General features: G+C 30.2%; 21 protein-coding genes and 1 tRNA gene. 11 read left to right on the top strand and 11 right to left on the bottom strand.

The features are described from left to right. Window position 1: 1 nt before the first annotated feature. From BLQ93_RS04270 to BLQ93_RS04245, 6 genes are all read left to right on the top strand, one after another. On the top strand, window positions 2-712 hold the full coding sequence (locus BLQ93_RS04270; protein WP_092128410.1) for a dihydroorotate dehydrogenase electron transfer subunit: 711 nt from the start codon (window positions 2-4) through the stop codon (window positions 710-712). Continuing rightward, complete coding sequence (locus tag BLQ93_RS04265) at window positions 706-1,617, top strand: dihydroorotate dehydrogenase (protein ID WP_092128408.1); 912 nt, start codon at window positions 706-708, stop codon at window positions 1,615-1,617. The genes BLQ93_RS04270 and BLQ93_RS04265 overlap by 7 nt, the downstream gene beginning before the upstream one ends. Continuing rightward, on the top strand, window positions 1,568-2,059 hold the full coding sequence (locus tag BLQ93_RS04260) for a LolA family protein (RefSeq protein ID WP_092128406.1): 492 nt from the start codon (window positions 1,568-1,570) through the stop codon (window positions 2,057-2,059). Before BLQ93_RS04265 ends, BLQ93_RS04260 begins: the two co-directional genes overlap by 50 nt. Next, window positions 2,059-3,675, top strand: a complete 1,617-nt coding sequence (locus BLQ93_RS04255) for a spore photoproduct lyase family protein (protein ID WP_092128404.1) — start codon at window positions 2,059-2,061, stop codon at window positions 3,673-3,675. Before BLQ93_RS04260 ends, BLQ93_RS04255 begins: the two co-directional genes overlap by 1 nt. An 82-nt stretch (window positions 3,676-3,757) precedes the next feature. Beyond that, a complete protein-coding gene (locus BLQ93_RS04250; RefSeq protein ID WP_025391937.1) occupies window positions 3,758-4,123 on the top strand; it encodes a roadblock/LC7 domain-containing protein in 366 nt (121 codons plus the stop codon). An 11-nt stretch (window positions 4,124-4,134) separates the two neighbouring features. Next, window positions 4,135-5,172, top strand: a complete 1,038-nt coding sequence (locus tag BLQ93_RS04245) for a cache domain-containing protein (RefSeq protein WP_092128402.1) — start codon at window positions 4,135-4,137, stop codon at window positions 5,170-5,172. Here BLQ93_RS04245 and BLQ93_RS04240 read toward each other — a convergent pair. Both BLQ93_RS04240 and BLQ93_RS04235 read right to left on the bottom strand, forming a co-directional pair. Then, window positions 5,169-5,699 carry a GTP-binding protein gene (locus BLQ93_RS04240; RefSeq protein WP_092128400.1) on the bottom strand — a complete coding sequence of 177 codons (531 nt, stop codon included), beginning with the start codon at window positions 5,697-5,699 and terminating at the stop codon, window positions 5,169-5,171. The two genes, BLQ93_RS04245 and BLQ93_RS04240, sit on opposite strands and share 4 nt — an antisense overlap. A 3-nt stretch (window positions 5,700-5,702) precedes the next feature. Next, window positions 5,703-6,719, bottom strand: coding sequence for a hypothetical protein (locus tag BLQ93_RS04235; protein ID WP_092128399.1), 1,017 nt, complete (start codon window positions 6,717-6,719; stop codon window positions 5,703-5,705). A gap of 98 nt (window positions 6,720-6,817) precedes the next feature. Here BLQ93_RS04235 and BLQ93_RS04230 point away from each other — a divergent pair, with 98 nt between their 5' ends. Together BLQ93_RS04230 and BLQ93_RS04225 are read left to right on the top strand one after the other, a co-directional pair. Further along, window positions 6,818-7,642, top strand: a complete 825-nt coding sequence (locus tag BLQ93_RS04230) for a menaquinone biosynthesis family protein (protein WP_025391933.1) — start codon at window positions 6,818-6,820, stop codon at window positions 7,640-7,642. Next, window positions 7,635-8,801: a BaiN/RdsA family NAD(P)/FAD-dependent oxidoreductase gene (locus BLQ93_RS04225; RefSeq protein ID WP_092128397.1), complete on the top strand. Its 1,167-nt coding sequence runs from the start codon at window positions 7,635-7,637 to the stop codon at window positions 8,799-8,801. The genes BLQ93_RS04230 and BLQ93_RS04225 overlap by 8 nt, the downstream gene beginning before the upstream one ends. On the opposite strand, the gene BLQ93_RS04220 is transcribed toward BLQ93_RS04225, so the two are convergent. The 5 genes from BLQ93_RS04220 to BLQ93_RS04200 are packed head-to-tail and all read right to left on the bottom strand — an operon-like array spanning window position 8,765 to window position 14,176. Next, window positions 8,765-9,430 carry a cytochrome c biogenesis CcdA family protein gene (locus BLQ93_RS04220; protein ID WP_092128396.1) on the bottom strand — a complete coding sequence of 222 codons (666 nt, stop codon included), beginning with the start codon at window positions 9,428-9,430 and terminating at the stop codon, window positions 8,765-8,767. The two genes, BLQ93_RS04225 and BLQ93_RS04220, sit on opposite strands and share 37 nt — an antisense overlap. Further along, window positions 9,430-10,278, bottom strand: a complete 849-nt coding sequence (locus BLQ93_RS04215; protein WP_092128394.1) for a MinD/ParA family protein — start codon at window positions 10,276-10,278, stop codon at window positions 9,430-9,432. The genes BLQ93_RS04220 and BLQ93_RS04215 overlap by 1 nt, the downstream gene beginning before the upstream one ends. Then, window positions 10,262-11,458 (bottom strand): flagellar biosynthesis GTPase FlhF, encoded by a 1,197-nt coding sequence (gene flhF / locus BLQ93_RS04210; RefSeq protein ID WP_092128392.1) that lies wholly within the window; start codon window positions 11,456-11,458, stop codon window positions 10,262-10,264. The genes BLQ93_RS04215 and flhF overlap by 17 nt, the downstream gene beginning before the upstream one ends. Continuing rightward, a complete protein-coding gene (gene flhA, locus BLQ93_RS04205; protein WP_216818737.1) occupies window positions 11,455-13,524 on the bottom strand; it encodes a flagellar biosynthesis protein FlhA in 2,070 nt (689 codons plus the stop codon). Before flhA ends, flhF begins: the two co-directional genes overlap by 4 nt. Next, the gene (locus BLQ93_RS04200) at window positions 13,508-14,176 is read right to left on the bottom strand and encodes a YggS family pyridoxal phosphate-dependent enzyme (RefSeq protein WP_092128391.1); all 669 of its coding nucleotides are present in this window, start codon (window positions 14,174-14,176) and stop codon (window positions 13,508-13,510) included. Before BLQ93_RS04200 ends, flhA begins: the two co-directional genes overlap by 17 nt. 108 nt (window positions 14,177-14,284) lie before the next feature. Here BLQ93_RS04200 and BLQ93_RS04195 point away from each other — a divergent pair. The 3 genes from BLQ93_RS04195 (at window position 14,285) to BLQ93_RS09730 (ending at window position 15,704) form a co-directional block, all read left to right on the top strand. Then, window positions 14,285-14,361, top strand: a tRNA-Arg gene (locus BLQ93_RS04195). A 12-nt stretch (window positions 14,362-14,373) separates the two neighbouring features. Then, window positions 14,374-14,964 carry a hypothetical protein gene (locus BLQ93_RS04190; RefSeq protein ID WP_092128389.1) on the top strand — a complete coding sequence of 197 codons (591 nt, stop codon included), beginning with the start codon at window positions 14,374-14,376 and terminating at the stop codon, window positions 14,962-14,964. A gap of 257 nt (window positions 14,965-15,221) precedes the next feature. Next, a complete protein-coding gene (locus BLQ93_RS09730; RefSeq protein ID WP_281182320.1) occupies window positions 15,222-15,704 on the top strand; it encodes a prepilin-type N-terminal cleavage/methylation domain-containing protein in 483 nt (160 codons plus the stop codon). A 70-nt stretch (window positions 15,705-15,774) separates the two neighbouring features. Here BLQ93_RS09730 and BLQ93_RS04180 read toward each other — a convergent pair whose 3' ends face one another. From BLQ93_RS04180 to BLQ93_RS04165, 4 genes are all read right to left on the bottom strand, one after another. Next, the gene (locus tag BLQ93_RS04180; RefSeq protein WP_092128386.1) at window positions 15,775-16,767 is read right to left on the bottom strand and encodes a hypothetical protein; all 993 of its coding nucleotides are present in this window, start codon (window positions 16,765-16,767) and stop codon (window positions 15,775-15,777) included. Window positions 16,768-16,828: 61 nt separating this feature from the next. Beyond that, on the bottom strand, window positions 16,829-17,596 hold the full coding sequence (locus BLQ93_RS04175; protein ID WP_092128384.1) for an acyl-CoA dehydratase activase: 768 nt from the start codon (window positions 17,594-17,596) through the stop codon (window positions 16,829-16,831). Further along, window positions 17,587-17,937 (bottom strand): AMP-binding protein, encoded by a 351-nt coding sequence (locus BLQ93_RS04170; protein WP_281182323.1) that lies wholly within the window; start codon window positions 17,935-17,937, stop codon window positions 17,587-17,589. The genes BLQ93_RS04175 and BLQ93_RS04170 overlap by 10 nt, the downstream gene beginning before the upstream one ends. Window positions 17,938-18,177: 240 nt before the next feature. Further along, the gene (locus BLQ93_RS04165) at window positions 18,178-18,495 is read right to left on the bottom strand and encodes an AMP-binding protein (protein ID WP_159427486.1); all 318 of its coding nucleotides are present in this window, start codon (window positions 18,493-18,495) and stop codon (window positions 18,178-18,180) included. Window positions 18,496-18,632: the final 137 nt, after the last annotated feature.

Genomic DNA, 18,632 nt, shown 5'->3' with positions numbered 1-18,632 from the left:
TATGCAAACATTAGTATTAAGCAACGATAAAGTTGCGAATGATATATATTGTCTTAAGCTGCAAAAACCGTACGGTTTTGATTATAAACCAGGTCAATTTTTAATGATAAAGGTAAATAATTTAAATGAACCATTACTTCGAAGGCCATTTAGTATAGCTAAAGCTGTAAGTTCAATAGATATATACTATAAAGTTGTAGGTCTTGGAACAAAGATTTTATCAGCTTTAAAGAATGGTGAATATATTGACATTACTGGACCTTTTGGAAATAATTTTGAAATAAAATACAAACGTCTTGCTTTAGTAGGTGGTGGCATTGGTGTTGCACCACTTATTGGTTTAAAAAACTTTTTAGACGAGCAAAAAATCGAATCGGAGTGTTTTTTTGGTTTTAATACAGCTAAGGATTGCTTTGTAGACTTTGGATCTATTGCGACAATTGATGGCTCTTCTGGTATAAAAGGCACAGTTGTTGATATGCTGGCTCATTTAGATAATTCGTATCATGTTTATGCTTGTGGACCAAATGCTATGCTTAGTGCTTTATGTAAACTTGCAGATGAAAAAGGTTTTAGCGTGGATGTATCTTTAGAATCAAACATGGCATGCGGCTTTGGTGTGTGCTTAGGCTGCAGCGTAAACACAATAAAAGGATACAAACAGGTTTGTAAAGATGGGCCAATCTTTAACTATACGGAGATAGTATGGTAAACCTATCAGTAAAATTAAACAATTTAATATTTAAAAATCCTGTAATGACAGCCTCTGGTACATTTGGTTACGGAATTGAGTACAATAGATTTTTTGATATAGGGCTTCTTGGCGGTATTATAGTAAAAGGCTTAAGTTTAAATCCAAGGCAAGGCAATCCTCCACCCAGAATTATAGAAACACCATGTGGTATGCTAAACTCAATTGGATTACAAAATATAGGCTATAATAAATTTGTTAGCGATATTTTACCCCAATTTGACAATATTGATACAAACTTAATAGTGAATATTTATGGTAGTGAAATTGGAGAATTTGTGGAACTTGCAAGTAAACTAAATAATTACAAACAAATTTCCGCTTTGGAAGTAAATGTATCGTGTCCAAATGTTAAAGCAGGCGGAGCTACATTTGGAAAAGACCCAGAGGTTATATTTGTTCTTGTATCAAGTATAAAAAAAGTTTGCGAAAAACCAATAATTGTAAAATTAACACCAAATGTTACAGATATTGCTCTAATTGCACAGGCGGCTCAATCTGCTAAAGCTGACGCAATAAGCTTAATAAACACTATTACAGGTATGGTTATTGATACAAAAACTAAAAAACCTTTCCTTGGAAATAAATTTGGCGGATTAAGTGGACCAGCTATTTATCCAGTGGGTCTTAGAATGGTTTATGAAACCTATGAAAAAATAAATATACCAATAATTGGAGTTGGCGGTATAAATAGTCCCGATATTGCTATTCAGTATTTACTTGCTGGAGCATCTTTAATACAAATTGGTACAGCTAATTTTGTTGAACCAGATATTAGTTTAAAAATTATAGATGGAATAAGGAGGTACTTAGAAAATGAAAAAATTGATGATGTTAGCAAGCTTGTTGGTCTTGCTCACAACTAGTGCTTTTGCCTATACCTTAAAAGATTTGGGTATTTCTCTTAAGAATTACCAGGTCTTGCCTTTTAAACAAATTGCAATAAATGCAATGACAAAACAAAAAATTGAAAGAAATGGTATATTGACAATAAAAAAAGGACAATACATGGTTTTTACATATAAAGATGAAACAGTAAAACTAAAAGACGCAAAAGTATATGATACTATAGACAATAGCACTAAAGTTTACCCTCTTGAAGGTTTTAATCAAGTTTTATACAATCTTTTTTTAGGAAAAGAAAACATTAATTCAATTTTTGATATTAAAAAAACAAATGGTAGCTTTTTGCTTACACCACAACAAAAAACAAACATTGCACAAGTTGAGCTTTCTTTAACTAACCAAAAACTTAAAAAAATTAAAATCACAGATGTTTATGGCAATATTATAATATTTGATTTTTAATGTTGCTTTTATGTTGCGAACACTACAACGAAGCAAAACCATTTATTGAATATTTCAAGGCTCAAAAGCAACGCAATTTATACCTAACAGAAGGTATAGCAATATATGTAAACTTCGGAAAAGGCGCATTGAACCTTGCTTTTGAATTTACAAAGTTAAACGAGACACTTAAACCGGATTTAAGCATTCTATTTGGCACAGCAGGAAATATATCAGACTTAAAAATAGGTGATATAATAATAGCAAAAAAGATCAAATTATTTGATACTAGTCTATCACCTCTTTTAAACCCTGTAGAACTAAATACAGTTAATGGTTTTAAAAATGTTGATTGTATAAGCGTTTTTGGTAGTTATGCACTAAATAAAGATCTAAGTCTATTTGGTGATTGTATTGATATGGAAGCCTACTTTTTTGCAAAAGCACTTAATCAATTAAATACAAAAGGCCTTATTGTAAAACTTATAAGTGATAATAATGATATAACTAATAAATTTATTACAATTGATTACTCCAAAGCTTTAGATGTGATAAATACTTTTAAAATAATAGCAAATAATAACCTAACAGAAATTTTTGTAAAAACGCACATTCTCGATGTAAAAGTACTTTTTGGTTTAAAAAGGCTTTTTGAAAAAAAACACTACACGTTTACAATGCGTCAAAATATCTATAAAAAAATTCTTATTAATTCTACAGAAATTATCAAAAAACCATTTAAACTTAAACGTAGCTTTAGTGAAATACATGTTAAACAAAAATATATAAAAATTGACGACTATGTTGGTATTTTTCACAATTTAAAAGATAAATGCGCAGTTATTTATGCAAATAAGAAAGGAGAATTTCTAAGGAAAACTCCAGATCATTACACACCACAAAATACTTATGGATACTCAATTCTTCAATCTTATAACTGCATATACGATTGTTCATATTGCTTCTTAAAAGGATATTTTAAAACATTCAATCCTGTTATTTTCAAAAACATAGAAGATTATTTTGAGCAAATAAAAAAAATTCTCTCAAAAGATAAACTAAGGCCAATGTACTTTTACCTTGGAACATTTTCTGATCCTATAGCTTTAAGTATTTTTGACAAAAGCTATATTAAATTTGCTGAGTTCTTTGAAAATCTCGATGCAATATTAGAAATTAGGACAAAATCAGCCAATGTTAAAGAATTATTACAACACAAACCTTTTAAAAATACAATAATTGCTTTTTCCCTTGCACCGCAAAATGCGATAGAAAAGTTTGAATATTTAACACCAAGCCTGCCAAGGAGGCTTGAAGCGATAAAATTATTAGATAATGCTGGTTTTAATATTGGCATTCGTTTTGATCCCTTTTTTGGTGAATTTTTAAGTCAATATGAAAGTTTTGTAAGTTTTTTAAAACAAATAAAACACTTGCACTCAATTGAGATAGGGTTTTTGCGATTCTCAAAAAACGAATACAAAATTTTTTTAGATAAAAACCCAGCAATTCTTTCAAATATGATTTTAAAAAATAATATGTATATATCAAATTCAATAGAATATACAAAAAAAGCAATACAAACAATATTTAGAGACTTTAAAGATAAAATTTACTATAATATGCTAACTAATTAAATAATTATAAAGTTTTGTCCTTATGACTTGACATCCTTTATTGATTATTATATAAATTAAAAAATTACCTTGGAGGTTAATAATGAAAGAAGAAGATCTCAACGCCCAATTGGCAGAATTAGTTAGATTAAATCCGCAAATTGAAGGTTCAGCTTTAGTTAGTTCGGATGGTTTGATGATAAGCTCACAGTTGCCAGCTAATTTTGATGAAGACAGGGTTGCTGCAATGTCAGCTGCATTGCTAACATTGGGTGAGCGGGCAGTGGACGAATTAGAAAAAGGTGTACCTGAGCAGGTTACTGTTAAAGGCGATAAAGGCTACATAATATTGACATCAGCTGGCAGTGAAGCAGTTTTAATTGTGCTTGCAAAACCTGATGTAAAATTGGGTTTGCTTTATTTGGACATTAAAAACACATCAAAAAAACTAAAAGAATTAATGTCGTAAAGGAGCGTATTGTGAGCGAAGAAGAGAAAAAAGAACGCCTTGAAAAATTGACTGGCGCTCATGTTTTTTGGGCATCTTTGGTTGGCTCATCTTATGATTTGGGCATAATGAATCAAGCAATAATAGTACCCGCAATGAAAGCAACAGCGCAAAGGTTAGTATTGCATCAAATGTATAAAAATCTGTTGCCAAAATTCAATCCACAAGATAGTCTGGATATTAACATTAAAAAAGCTCTTGATGCTTTAAACGAATACCTCCAATTTGCAAATCATTACAATGTATCTATTACTCAAGAAAATTCAAAAATGATAGCTACAATAAACATTAGAAAAGACTCTTGTATGTTTTGCCCAGTTGGTGTAGGTGGCGGTCCAGTTGATACTAGCGTATGTCCATACCCTCCACTTTTTTCTACATATTTTGATGTTTTAGCTAAAAATACACTTTCATTTTTAACACCCAAAATGAAAAAAGAAGAAAAAGGCTACATGAAAAAAGAACCTCAAGATTGTATTATGAGTTTTATCTTTGAAGAAGATGATGCTTTTAAATCAATTTATGAAATTTTAAAATCATCTGTAGAAAAAATACAAACTACAATAGAAAATGCACTAAAGGATGGTGTAATATCCGAAGAAGAACTCTGGGATAGAAATTATATCCCAATAGAAAATACAAACCCTCAAAAATACAAAACAAAATTTACTGATTTCATGAAAAAATTCATTCAACCAATTGAAGATGAAGTACTAAATCTAAACAAAAAATTTGTTTTTGTAGTGTTGGTTGATGAAAACGGTTATTTACCCGCGCACAATACAATATATGATCAACCACTAACAGGCGATTATCAAAAAGACCTTGCAGGAAACCGATCAATGCGCATATTTAATGACCCAACAGGTCTTGCTGCTGCAAAAAATACAGATCCTATTTTATTTCAAATATATCCAAGAGACCTTGGCAAAATTATGTATGACATCTCCATGCCTGTAACGATAAATGGAAAACATTGGGGTGCTTTAAGGATTGGTTTTAAAGATTAATCTTCTGCAACTAATTGCTCTAAAGCAAGCAGTATCGCTTGCTTTACTTCTTCTTTGTTTTTGTTTGAAATCTTAATTAAAGGTATGTCTTTTGGTTTATTGGAAAGTAGTTGTTCTATAACCTTATCATCTATTCTATTTGGTAAATCCTTTTTTGTAAGTGCAAATACCGCAGGCAGTCTTTTTATTTTCATAAATTCGCGATAATATTTGTACATATTGGAAACGGATTCTTTACTCGTTATATCTCCAAGTACTATTAAAGCAAGGGCATTTTTTTCTAATATATCGTATATAAATTTAAAGCGCTCTTGTCCAGGTGTTGCATAAATATGTATTATAATGTCTTTGTCAATTGTAATTGTGCCAAAATCAATAGCCACAGTAGTAAAACTTTTTATATCTTTTAAACCTTCTTCGGTGACGGGTTTATCTGTCGTAATTGGATCTATCTCGCTTATGCACTTAATAAATTCTGTTTTACCTGAATTAAAACTACCTGTAACAATTATTTTGTAAATAGCCATTTTTTACAAACCTCTAATTTTATCTAAAATTTTATGCAAAACACCTTTTTTTATCTTTACATCGAACTTATTTGTTAAATCTTGATCAGATGACAAATCAATTATTCTCAACATGTACATTACTACAAGGTTTTGTAAAACTCTTATATCATAGCCATATCGTCTTAGAATTTTATCTACGCTAATATTAGAGTTATTCATTAACCAATTAATATCTAAATTACTACCAGGCAATAAAGAGCTTTTTACGGCATATAGTGGTGCTTTTACAGTTACAATATTTCTATCTTTTGGAAGCAAAGACATAAGATGTTCTTTATTATCAATATTTTTAATCCCTTCCCAAACGAAATTTTTTAAACTAATTCTTGGAGTTCTTTCATTGGATATATTTGATAAATCGGATATCTCTATAATATCTTGGGCAACATAAAGTGTTGGATAGTTAAATATATCATAAAAATTTTCAAAATCAGAATGTATGAAGTTTATTTCACTTCCCACTATAAGAATTTTAAGCTGTCTATTGCCAACCAAAAAACTAATTTTTTGGTTACTTCTAATAGAATTTAAAAACTCACCAAGCCTAACTTCTTTAAAATTATCAAAAGATATTTTTTCCAATGTTTTGAATTTGTTATTAATATTTGAGATAGCTGTAAATATTTCTTTATGGAATGATGGATAAGCGATAGTTAAAATATCTTTAGTGTTTGGTATAATATCCGTTTCTTCCTTTAAAACAACAATAACTGGTCTAAAAAAGCTAGACTCTAAATTATTAGAATTTATCTTTTCTAAAAAAACCTCAGCAAGTTTAGCTTTAGTAGTTAAGCCTTTGTGATTTCCTATTATAATTAAATTATAATTTGTAATATCTTCTTTTATTTGACGAGGATCATCAACCCAATCCACAAGCCAACCATCACTGCTAAGCATAAATTGTAATATTTTTACAAGCAAATCATCATCTATCACCAAATAAGCTTTTTTGTTTTTGTCTAATACATTTTGTATCATAAATTGGATTTTATATAATACATATATATAAGTCAAGAAAATTTTTTAAAATTGATAAAAAAAATTTTTATGTTATAATAAAAAAATAGGAGGTAAAAATGAAAAAATTAACTTTAGCTCATAGCCCTGATTCAGATGATGCATTTATGTTCTATGCTTTAAATATAAACGCAATAGAGACACACGGATATACTTTTGAGCAAATTTTAAGCGATATACAAACCTTAAATGAAAAAGCACTTGAAGCTGTATATGATATAACTGCAATTTCTCTTGCGGTTTATCCCCTTATACAGGATAAGTACGATATACTAAAAAGTGGTGCAAGCATGGGTTTTAAATATGGACCTATTATAGTGTCAAAAAAACCTATGTCTTTAGATGAAATAAAAAAATCAAAAATTGCCATACCAGGTATTTATACAAGCGCATTTTTAGAGTTACAATTATTGCTTGGCAAAGATTTAGATATACTTATTGTGCCTTTTAATAAAATATTTGATCATGTATTAAATGGAGATGCACAGGCTGGACTAGTAATACACGAAGGTCAACTTACATATAAAGATTTTAATCTTTACAATGTATTTGATATTGGTAAATGGTGGTATGAAAAAACAAAACTGCCTCTTCCCCTTGGTGTTAATTCCATCAAAAAAAACCTAGAAGACAAAAGTTTAATATCTGATATCCTTCAAAAAAGTATTCTATACTCTTTAGAGCATAGAAGCGAAGCTGTAAATTATGCTTTAGAATTTGCAAGAGGCATGGAAACTTCACTTGCAGATCAATTTATAGGTATGTATGTAAATAAATTAACAGTAGATATGGGAGAAGACGGATTAAAAGCCTGTCAGCTATTGCTTGATGAAGCATATAAAGCTGGTTTGATTAAAAAAAGTACTAAAATAACGCTTGTATAACGCTATTATTGTTGGAGCAGGTACAAGTGGACTTGCTTGTGCTTGCTTCTGTAAAGGTAAAACCCTGCTTATAGATAAACAATCAGCGGGCAAAAAATTATCAATTGCAGGAAATGAACGTGTAAATTTGACTAACCTTGCAGATTTAAACGAATTTTTAAAAGCCTATGTTCCAAATGGTGAATTCTTAAGAGATGCATTTAAAATTTTTTTTAGAGATGATCTACTTAGATTTATAAATACACTTAATCTTGATATAGAAGTCGAAAATAATAAAGTTTTTTTGAAGAATTCAAATGGGAAAATTCTTGTCAATAAACTAAAAAACTTTATATTAAATAGAAATATTCATCTAGTTGAAAACGAGAAAGTCATTAAAATAGAAAAAAAAGAAACGTTTATAGTTTATACTTCAAGAAACATATACAAATCAAAAAATCTTGTCATAGCAACAGGCGGATTAGCACGTAAAAAATTAGGTGCAAGCGCAGATGGCTATATGTTTGCAAAATCTCTTGGTCATACAATTATACCGCCAAAACCATTTGAAACGCCGTTTTGCATTAAAGATAGCCTATTTGAAAATTTAAGTGGAATATCTTTATATGTTCAAATAAAATACAAAAATAAAATTTTTTCTGGCGATATGCTTTTTACTCACTTTGGCTTAAGCGGACCTGTTATTTTAGAAGCTTCATGTTTTGTTAAAAATTGCGACATAATAAACATTAATTTTTTAGGAAAAAATAAAGATATTTTTTTTAAAGAATTAGAAAAAGCTAAAAGTATAAAATTGCTTATTAAAGATTATTTACCAAAACGCTTTATTAATAATATATCAAAAAAAATTCCATTTATTGAAAAAAATATAAATCAAGTTTCAAAAAAAAATATACACTTTGCATTTGAACTACTTTGCAATTATAAAATTAATGTAAAACTATGTGGTTTTGATAGAGCTTTTGTTACAAAAGGTGGAATAAATTTAAAAGAAGTAGATCCAAAAAGTTGCTCTTCAAAGCTTGTAAGTAACTTATTTTTTTGTGGAGAAATTTTAGACATTGCAGGCCCAATAGGCGGTTTTAATATTCAGGCAGCGTTTTCAACTGGTTATTTAGTTTCTCAAAAACTTGGTAATCTACCGTTTACAAACATATAAAGCCCTATTGATACCAAAAAAATACTCATGACATATGTAATCAAATTTGTTTTCAAAAAGTTAAATGAGTTAACAAAAAAGCCCATAAATATAGATGCCAGTATAAATGGTATTCCAAGTCCAAGCGAGTATATAAAAAGCAACATTGCGCCTTTTGATAAACTTGCAGTGTTAGCTGCAATTACAAGTATAGATGATAAAATTGGTCCAACGCATGGACTCCACCCAAAAGCAAAGAAAATACCAACCAAAAATGATGTAAATAAATTTACACTTTTCACTTGAACATTAATTCGTAAAAATTTATAAATAAAATCTATTTTAAAAATATACAAAATTCCAAATATTATTATTAAAATACCAGAAATTTTAGCAAGTAAAATTTTATTTGTTACTATTATTGTTCCTATATAGCTTGCACTTGTACCCATGAGGGTAAATATAACGCTAAATCCCAAAACAAAAGCTATAGAGTTTAAAATTGCCTTTTTATAAACATTTTTATCTTTAGACTCTTTTAACTCTTTTACGGTTACTCCCGAAATGTATGAGATATAAATTGGTATCAATGGCAAAATACATGGACTAATAAAGGACAAAAGACCGCCAAAAAGTGCACTAAAATACATTAAATCCTCCCAAATAGATTATTAAAAAACATTTTTATTGGATTGTCAATAAGTTTAATGTTTTGAGAAAAAAAGTAATTTATCAATCTTTTGATAGAAATAGAGAAACTTGAGTCAGGGTTGTATTGAATAATTGGTTTTTGACTTTTGATTGAACTTGACAGGTTTTTATCAAACAAACTATAACTTGCCATATCAAGTTTTGTATTTAAAAATTTTTCACAAATATTGTTCATATTATTAAAAACATTTTGAGCTTCTTGTTTATCTTTTACCATATTTATAAACATTTTAATATCTTTTCGCTTGTAATTTAAAGTCAATATTTTAATTGTTGCATAAGCATCGGCTATTGATGTTGGCTCAGGGGTTGCTACGATAACTATATCCAAAGCATTTTTTAGAAGAGTCATAACTTTTTTTGATATACCCGCACCTGTATCTATCAATAACACATCTGATTGAGCAGATAATTCATTAAGCTTATCTAGTATTTCTCCTAAATCATTTTCTGCAACATTGGAAATTTCTTCAATGCCGCTGCCTGCAGGTATAATTTTTAAATTTTGATTATAGTCAACAATAATTTCTTCTAATTTTTTTGATTTGTTAATCACATCAATTATACTGTAACTTGTTTTAATACCCAATACAATGTCTACATTTGCAAGCCCTAAATCTCCATCAAATAATATAACTTTTTTATTTATATTGCTTAATGCTACAGCCATATTTGCAACAATGCTGGTTTTTCCTACACCACCTTTGCCACTTGAAACTGCTATAACTTTTTGGTTTTTTTTGTTTGTATCAACCAATTCTCTTAACTTTTTAGCTTGATCGTTCATTTTCTTCCTCTTTTATTGTATTTTTAATAATAAACGAAGATATACTTAATGGATCAGCTTTAACTATATCATCTGGAACATCTTGCCCAAAACTAATGTAAGAAATTGGTTTTTTTGTTTTAACAGCAAAATTAAGCATTGTACCCGGCGTATTTGTTTCGTCTAATTTTGTTAAAAGTAGGCTATCAATTCTGAGTTTAGAAAATTTCTCGTAAATTTCCATACAATCTTCTTCTTTTGTATTCAAAGCTAAAACCAAACTAAAATGCATGCCTTCTTGATCTTTAAATAAATTAAATGATTCCTCTAATCGTTTAATATCTTTTTGGCTTCTGCCCACGGTATCAATAAAAATTTTATCGTAGTCACTAAATTCATTAACAGCTTTTTGTAGATCATTTTTTGTAATACAAACTTGCATTGGTATTTCCATGATTTTTGAATATGTTAATAGTTGGTCAACGGCACCTATACGATAAGTATCGGTTGTAATTATACTTACTTTCTTTTTGTTTTTTAATTTTTCAATAGCTGCAAGTTTTGCTATTGTTGTAGTTTTGCCAACACCTGTTGGGCCAGTTAGTACCACTATTTGCTCGTCTAACTGAGCAGTTTTAAAAAATTGCGACAATAAAACGGTTAAATAATCAATGGTATAATTTTCATCTTTTAATTTTTCTGCATACAAATTATCATACATGGTTTTTGAAATCTTGAAAGAGTATTTTTTATTTATACCTTTTTCATTCATAAGATTAAAATACTTTTGGACCGAAATAGGCAAATTGTAAATATCGATTTCGCCTTCTTTTTTTGCCATATATGAAAGAGAACTTTTTAAGTTATCAAGATCATTTTTAATACTTTCTACAACTTCCTGAAGTGGATTTTTAGTAGCGCTTTTTAACAAATTTTCCAACTCTAAAATCTTTTTTTCCAGATCTTGTTTAGACGAGTCAATGTTTTGTGACTCAATTAAGCTTGCAAAATTAGCCTTTTTACTTTCTTGTTTGTGCTCAATAGCAGCAGTTACTTCGATAACCTCTCTTTTAAAAAATGAAAAAAAAGACCCTTTTCTTACCTTTCTTGTTGATAAAATGACGGCTTCTTCGCCTAATTCTTTTTTTATTTTTTTTATGGCTTCTTGAAGGTTATTTGCTTCAAATGTTTTTATTATCATAATTCAATTGTGCCCAATGTTTTAATTTCAACATTATTGGCAACCTCTGAGTAAGAAAGTACAGCAACTCTAGGAAAAAATTTTTCAAGAAACGCTTTAAAATGCCTTCTTACCCTTGGAGATGTAACGATAATAGGCTCAATACCATTTTCTGCAACCTTAGCAATTTGATTTTGCGTAGCTTGAATAAGCTTATCAGCAATATTTGGAGGCAGATTCATATAAGAATAACCGCTTTCTTCTTTAATATTTGCGCTTAATATACCTTCTGCACTTGAGCCAAGCAAAATTACATTTAAAACATTATTTTCATCCTTATATTTATTTGTGATATGGTAAGCTAGAGCGCTTCTTACATACTCTGTTAGCAAATCTAGATCTTTAGTATGTGGAGCCCAATCGGCAAGCGTTTCAAAAATTGTGAGCAAATCTCTTATAGGTACTTGCTCTTTAAGAAGATTTTTTAATACCTTATGCACTTGACCAAGAGTTAAATACTGTCCTAATTCTTCTATAACTTTAGGATAATCAACTTTTAAGTTTTCAAGTAATTTACTTGCATCCTGGCGCGTAAATATGTCATAAATATTTCTTTTTATTAGTTCGGTTATATGTGTAATTATGACAGTAACTGGATCAACTACTGTGTATCCAGCTAATATTGCTTCATTCTTTTTTTCCTTATCTATCCATATTGCCTGCAAACCAAACGCTGGTTCTTTAGTGGCTATACCTTCTATTTGCTTTAGGGGGGCAGGTGACATAGCAAGCAATTTATCCGGTTCAATCCTGTATTTACCTACTTCAATGCCTTTGATTAAAAAAATGTATTCATTTTTATCTAAAGTAAGATTATCTCTTATTCTTATAGAAGGTATTATAACACCAATATCCAAGGCTAGTTGTTTTCGCATTAATTTTATTCGATTTAGCAAATTGGCACCTTCTGTTTCTTCTGTTAGATGTATCAAGCCGTAACCTATTTCAAGTTCAAGTACATTAATTTTCATTGCTTCTTCAATATTTTCTTCAACTATTGGAACTTGCGATTGTTCTTGAGTAATTTTCTCTTCTTCAGTAGCCTCGCGGTTTTTTTGAGAAATTGAATAAGCCAGATAAGTAAAAATAGCGGCCAAAAGAATCAATAATATATGCGGCATACCTGGTAATAATGCAAGGATAGCTAAAATTGCAGCGGATAAATACAAAGCTTTGTATTGTTTTGTAAGCTGATTAATTAAATCAGGTGCAAGACTTTCTTCGCTTGAGCTTTTTGTAATTACAATACCTGCTGCTGTAGAAATAATTAGTGCTGGTAGTTGAACAACAAGGCCATCGCCAATAGTAAGCACAGTATATCTGCTAGCTGCTTCTGATAAACTCATTTTATGTTGAAGCACGCCAATAATTATACCACCTATTATGTTAATAAAAGTTATTAAAAGACCCGCTATTGCATCGCCTCTTACAAACTTGCTTGCACCATCCATAGCTCCGTAAAAATCTGCTTCTTTGGCTATTTCCTGTCTGCGTTTTTTTGCCTCTGCTTCAGTTATTACTCCTGAATTTAAATCTGCATCTATACTCATTTGTTTTCCAGGCATTGCATCCAAAGTAAAGCGTGCTGCAACTTCTGCAACTCTACCTGCGCCTTTTGTTATTACAACAAAATTTATTATTACCAATATAATAAATACTATAAAACCTACAATATAGCTTCCTCCAACAACAAAGTAACCAAAAGTTTTTATAAATTCTCCAGCTGCATCGGCACTTTGAGCTCCGTGAAGCAAAATTGCTCTTGTAGTTGCTATACTTAAAGACAATCTAAATAAGGTTACAGTTAAAAGTATTGTAGGAAAAGTCGATATATCCAGCGGTCTTTGCGTATAAATACTTACAAAAAAAATAAGCAATGCAGAAGCAAAAGAAATAGTTATAAAAAAATCAAGCAAAAAAGGTGGCAAGGGTACAATTAAAACTGTAAGAATAATAATTACTGCAACAAGTATAAGAAAATCGCTAAAGCGCGTAATTTGACCCATTAAACTAAGTTCTTTCTCCAAAAATTCCCCTTCCAATGCGTATAATAGTCGAGCCTTCTTGGATTGCTATACGAAAGTCATCACTCATACCCATCGATAACTCGCTCAAAGTAGGACAAATGCTTTTCTTTAAATCTTCAAATATTGATTTCATATCCCTAAAAGCTTTTCTAATTTCACTTTCTTGGGCTTGTGGTCCAATGCACATAAGACCGTATAGTTTTAGATTTTCAAAATTAACTATTCTCTTTGCAGCATCTGAAACTTCATTTTTAGAAAAGCCAAATTTTTTTGGATCATTTGCAATGTTTATTTCAAGCATAATATTAATAATTTTATTTTGAGCTTGAGCATATTTATCAAGCTTTTCTGCAAGTTCTATTGAGTCAACACTATCAATATAGTCAAAATAGCTAACTGCTTTTTTGGCTTTATTTAACTGAAGGTGTCCTATTAAATGCCACTGAATATCTAAATTGTCTGCTTTTGCAAGTTCAATTTTTTCAATTGCTTCCTGGACTCTGTTTTCCCCGAATATTTTTTGAGAGCACTCATAAGCTTTTTTTACAGCTAAATAGCTAAAGTTTTTTGAAACCGCCATTAATTTGACATTTGGATTTAAAATTTCCAATTCCTGTTTTATCTTTTTTAAGTTTTCACAAATATTTTCCATAAAAAACTCCTTTTTACGATTATACTTTTGCTTTAAAATAAGTCAATTATTTATGTTGTGTCTAGTTGACAAATTCCGTATAAAATAGTATAAAAACTTTGGCTAAATGCCCCGATAGCTCAGAAGGATAGAGCACAGGATTCCTAATCCTGGTGTCGCAGGTTCGATTCCTGCTCGGGGCACCAGTATTTTTAATTATGAAATGCTACAAACATGAAAACATTGATGCAGTAGCAACGTGTAGAGATTGCGGCAGAGGTTTATGTAGTCAATGTGCAAATAAATACTTTATACCTTTGTGCGATTACTGCTTTTTAAATAGAGCAAATAGAGATTATAATTTTTACAAGAAAGCAATTGTGATTGATTTGGCTTATTTTATTGTATTGGTTATATCCACAATTTTTGTTATGAAGACTTACTATTTACCCCATGCATCTAATCTTTTTATGGAATATACTTTAGATAACGATTCGAAAGAATTAGTAAATAGACTATTTAATGTGGAGCTTAAAAATCCAATTTATCTTTCTTATATTGTTATATTAGGATTCTACTGGTGGAAATACCTTTTTAAAAGAATTTCCTGGCGCATATTTTTATACGCTCATGTAATAGAAAAAGTGTTTTATGGAACTATTATATTTGGGAGCTACTTAATTATGGCGATATTTTCGCCAATATTTTTTATTGTGATGGTTATTATTTTAACTTTTAAGATAATAAAAGACAAAAATAACATAGAGCGTTTAAACAATATGATATTTAATATAAAATCTCAAATATAATTTTTTTGAAGTGGACCTCTGCTACAATTTACTGGATTATAAAAAATGAGTTCTGTTTTGCTGAAATGCCAGCAAAACCAGTAATCCTGAAGCGCCCCTGTTGTCATCCTGAGCGTAAGCGAAGGATCTACTTATGAGATTCTTCGGGCGTTGCCCTCAGAATGACGAAAAATTTTTTAAAAAAAATAATTTTTTCCTTGACATTATGTAATTTTGATTGTAAGTTTATTATATATTTTATATTTAGGAGGTGTGTCGTGTTAAAACACGATGTGGCACTAAAAAGGGGCTTGCAAAAGCAAGCGGGTTTCACTTTGATTGAGCTATTGATTGTTATCGCAATCATAGCTATTCTGGCTGCTATTGCCATACCGCAGTTTTTAAAGTACAAACAGGGCGCTTATCAGGATTCTGTTAAAAGCGATGTAAAAAATGCTGTAACGGCAATAGAGGCATTTAATGCTCAATATGGTGATTTACCAAACGCACCAACGAGCTGCACTTATGGAACATCCTGCGATTTGAAAGATGCAAACGGTAATACATCTACTAGTGCAGTTAATATTTCAAAAGGCAACACCATAAAATTTACCTGGGAAGATTGTGCTTCGAATACAGCAAACGCTGGCGCCAAAGGCTATAAGGTAGAAGGCTATAATAGCCAAATTGCAAGCGGTCCTGGCTCTCAAGGTACTCCTATTTCCTATGACTCCTGCACCGGAGAATACTCTGGCTTCTAATGGCTAAACCAAAGCCTGCTTCATTGAGGCAGGCTTTGGTATTTTTCCTTGCAATTTAAGTTTTTATAGTTTATAAGCTTTGGATTTTATTTTTTATCTGGCTTAGCAGATTAGATGTCAAAGTCAAATCAAAATTGCTCTCATTTGCAGGATCAAGCAAATCAATTGCTTTTGCAAAATACATTATAACAATATCACGCAAAGATTTTAGATAATCAAATTTTTTTAATACGTCTTCTATTGTGAGGTCTGTGTGTTTGTGAAGCCAGTTTATATTTATCTGAGAGTCTTTGGGCAATAAATCTTTTAATACATATAGATTTGCCTTTACCGATATTTTTGTCTTATTTTCAGGCAATAGCTTATATAAGTGTTTTTCGTCTAAAATATTTTCCAGGCCTTGTTTTATAAACTCTCTTATGCTTATCTGTTTATATTTTTCTATAGATATACGATCAGCAAAGTTAAATGTATTAAATTCATGATAGGCAGCTTTTACTTTTGTGTTTAGAAAAAAATCTTTAAAATCTTCAAAATCGTTTCTTAATATAAAAAATTTGCCGTTTGAAGTCAAAAATTCAAGCTTTTTATCATAAACCAAAGCAGTGACTTTTTGATTATCTTTAATGTAATGAAAAAATTTATAAAGATCCAATTCTTTAATCTCACCAGTTTGGGTAGTATCTTTTAGTTGTTTTTGCTCAAATGTCTGGATTTGATTTTCTTTTAATATTTTTGAGAGTTTTTCATGCGTATTTGGCATATTTACAATAAAAATATCCTTGCAGCGCTTTGGCAGTTTCTCATTTGGTGCCTTTAGCATAAAAATAAGAATCTTATGGTTGTTGTTTTGCGCAAAATCAGCAATTGCCTCGCATAATTTTGCTTTTGTTAAAATGCCAAAATTTTTTCCTATAATAATTGCTTTATAGTCTAGAATCGTATTTTGCTCAAGAATGCGTTTTATATCAAAACTTTCTTCGACAACAAAATTTGACTCAAATACAGCTTTTAAATACTGTTTTAGCGGTATATTATCCATAAAAAACAATACTTTGTGCATTTTATTTTCACCGTTTTTTATGTAGTATAACAAATGTTATATATATGTCAATATTATAAAATTAATTTTGCATTCCAATAAGACAAGCCCCAATAGCTCCAGTAAAACTGGATAACTCATGCGTGGCTATTGGTGTGTCCAATATCTTTTCTAAAGCCTTTAAAAGTCCAATATTTTTGGCAACGCCTCCTGTTAATATAACTTTTGGCTTGCCACCAGCTCTTTTGTACATGCTTGATATACGGCTTGCAATAGATTGGCAAAGGCCAGCGATAATATTGTTTCTATCTTCGCCTTTTGCTACCAATGATATAACTTCAGATTCTGCAAATACCGTGCAAATACTGCTTATTTTTGAAGGAGAAGTAGCTTTTAAAGCAAGATTTCCAAACTCATTTATATCTGTTTCCAAAGCTTTTGCCATGACATCTAAAAACCTGCCAGTGCCTGCTGCACATTTGTCATTCATAACAAAATTTACAACATTTCCACTTTCATTTAAAATTATAACTTTGCTGTCCTGACCGCCAATATCTATGAGCGTACTTACATCGTAAATCAAAAACTTAACACCTTTTGCATGGCATATGATTTCTGAAGCAGTTTTTCTTGCAAAATCAATGCTTTCTCTACCGTACCCGCAGGAAACAATATTTTTGATATGGGATTCACTTATGTTGTTTCTTGACAGAATTTCTTTGTATATATTTGTTGCAACCTGCTTTGAGCTGTAGCCTACATTTGCAATTAATTTATCAATTATGTTTTTGTTTTGATCCATAAGTACTATTTTTGCTGTTGTTGAACCTATATCTATGCCTATAAACATTTTAGCCCTTTATTTTGACTCAAAACTTCCATAAATGAATCAATACGATTTTCCACCTGAGCCTGTGCAAATTTGCGCTCATCTGTCATATCGGCTTCAATAAAAAGGGTAGGGATACCTTTCTTTTGAATTATACGCGCAATATCGTATTGACCAAAACCGTGAAAAATAGGCAATATCGCTAAAATTTTATCTTCTTGATTTAAATTTGCCCAGGCGCTTATTTGAGTGCCATTTGCAATCAAATTGAAATTTGATAACTCAATACCTTTTGGTTTTCCTGTTGTACCTCCGCTATACAAAATAACTGCCGTATCAAAAGCTTTTTGTTGTGGTTTTATATCAATTAAAATATTTGAGTGTTTAATTGCACTTTCAAAAGTTAAATCTAAAATTTTTTGGGTCTTTTGAAAACATTGTAGGCGGCTTTTAAAAAAAACGGCATAAATGTAGAAATACTTGTTTGCATAATGTTTTTTAACGGCGTTTTATCTTTTATAGATAACACTTTATTTACAAATAAATCAAGTGTTATAGCAAACTCAGAATTACTGATATTTAAATAATTTGCTATTTCTTCTTCACTGGATAAAGGATGAATAAAGCTTGCTATAGCACCTATTTTTATTTATTGCATAAAATGCAATCACAGCTTGAGGGCGTGTTGGCAAAATCAAACTCACAGTGCTTTTTTGGTCAATACCAATTTCTTTTAGATACATTGCAAATTTATCAATGTAGTAAAGCAATTTAGCGTAAGTTATAGTATTGCCAAAATAGGTAAAAGCAATCTGGTCTTCATATTTTAAACAGGACTGTCTGATAGACTCATACAAACTTATTTGGGGATAATTCAGGCTTTTTGGCACATTACCATAATGCCTTAACCAAATTGACACAAAAACCCCCTTTCTTTTGCAATTTAAAAAATTCACCAAAATCTTTTTTATCTATAACGTTAAAGTTAAATTTTGATATTAAACCTGTTTTAAAATAGAAATAATTATTTACTAAAATCACAATAAAAAAACCTTTT

Origin of the sequence: Desulfurella multipotens (assembly GCF_900101285.1) — a bacterium.
Taxonomy (GTDB): Bacteria; Campylobacterota_A; Desulfurellia; order Desulfurellales; family Desulfurellaceae; genus Desulfurella; species Desulfurella acetivorans.
The sequence above is the reverse complement of the archived record's forward strand: the minus strand, read 5'-3'. Positions and strand labels throughout refer to the sequence as shown.

What these genes read in the sequence shown, in the direction of transcription:
- BLQ93_RS04270 (WP_092128410.1), top strand. Translation starts at nt 2, where the DNA reads ATGCAAACATTAGTATTAAGCAACGATAAAGTTGCGAATGATATATAT.
- BLQ93_RS04265 (WP_092128408.1), top strand. Translation starts at nt 706, where the DNA reads ATGGTAAACCTATCAGTAAAATTAAACAATTTAATATTTAAAAATCCT.
- BLQ93_RS04260 (WP_092128406.1), top strand. Translation starts at nt 1,568, where the DNA reads ATGAAAAAATTGATGATGTTAGCAAGCTTGTTGGTCTTGCTCACAACT.
- BLQ93_RS04255 (WP_092128404.1), top strand. Translation starts at nt 2,059, where the DNA reads ATGTTGCTTTTATGTTGCGAACACTACAACGAAGCAAAACCATTTATT.
- BLQ93_RS04250 (WP_025391937.1), top strand. Translation starts at nt 3,758, where the DNA reads ATGAAAGAAGAAGATCTCAACGCCCAATTGGCAGAATTAGTTAGATTA.
- BLQ93_RS04240 (WP_092128400.1), bottom strand. Translation starts at nt 5,699, where the DNA reads ATGGCTATTTACAAAATAATTGTTACAGGTAGTTTTAATTCAGGTAAA.
- BLQ93_RS04235 (WP_092128399.1), bottom strand. Translation starts at nt 6,719, where the DNA reads ATGATACAAAATGTATTAGACAAAAACAAAAAAGCTTATTTGGTGATA.
- BLQ93_RS04230 (WP_025391933.1), top strand. Translation starts at nt 6,818, where the DNA reads ATGAAAAAATTAACTTTAGCTCATAGCCCTGATTCAGATGATGCATTT.
- BLQ93_RS04220 (WP_092128396.1), bottom strand. Translation starts at nt 9,430, where the DNA reads ATGTATTTTAGTGCACTTTTTGGCGGTCTTTTGTCCTTTATTAGTCCA.
- BLQ93_RS04215 (WP_092128394.1), bottom strand. Translation starts at nt 10,278, where the DNA reads ATGAACGATCAAGCTAAAAAGTTAAGAGAATTGGTTGATACAAACAAA.
- flhF (WP_092128392.1), bottom strand. Translation starts at nt 11,458, where the DNA reads ATGATAATAAAAACATTTGAAGCAAATAACCTTCAAGAAGCCATAAAA.
- BLQ93_RS04200 (WP_092128391.1), bottom strand. Translation starts at nt 14,176, where the DNA reads ATGGAAAATATTTGTGAAAACTTAAAAAAGATAAAACAGGAATTGGAA.
- BLQ93_RS04190 (WP_092128389.1), top strand. Translation starts at nt 14,374, where the DNA reads ATGAAATGCTACAAACATGAAAACATTGATGCAGTAGCAACGTGTAGA.
- BLQ93_RS04180 (WP_092128386.1), bottom strand. Translation starts at nt 16,767, where the DNA reads ATGCACAAAGTATTGTTTTTTATGGATAATATACCGCTAAAACAGTAT.
- BLQ93_RS04175 (WP_092128384.1), bottom strand. Translation starts at nt 17,596, where the DNA reads ATGTTTATAGGCATAGATATAGGTTCAACAACAGCAAAAATAGTACTT.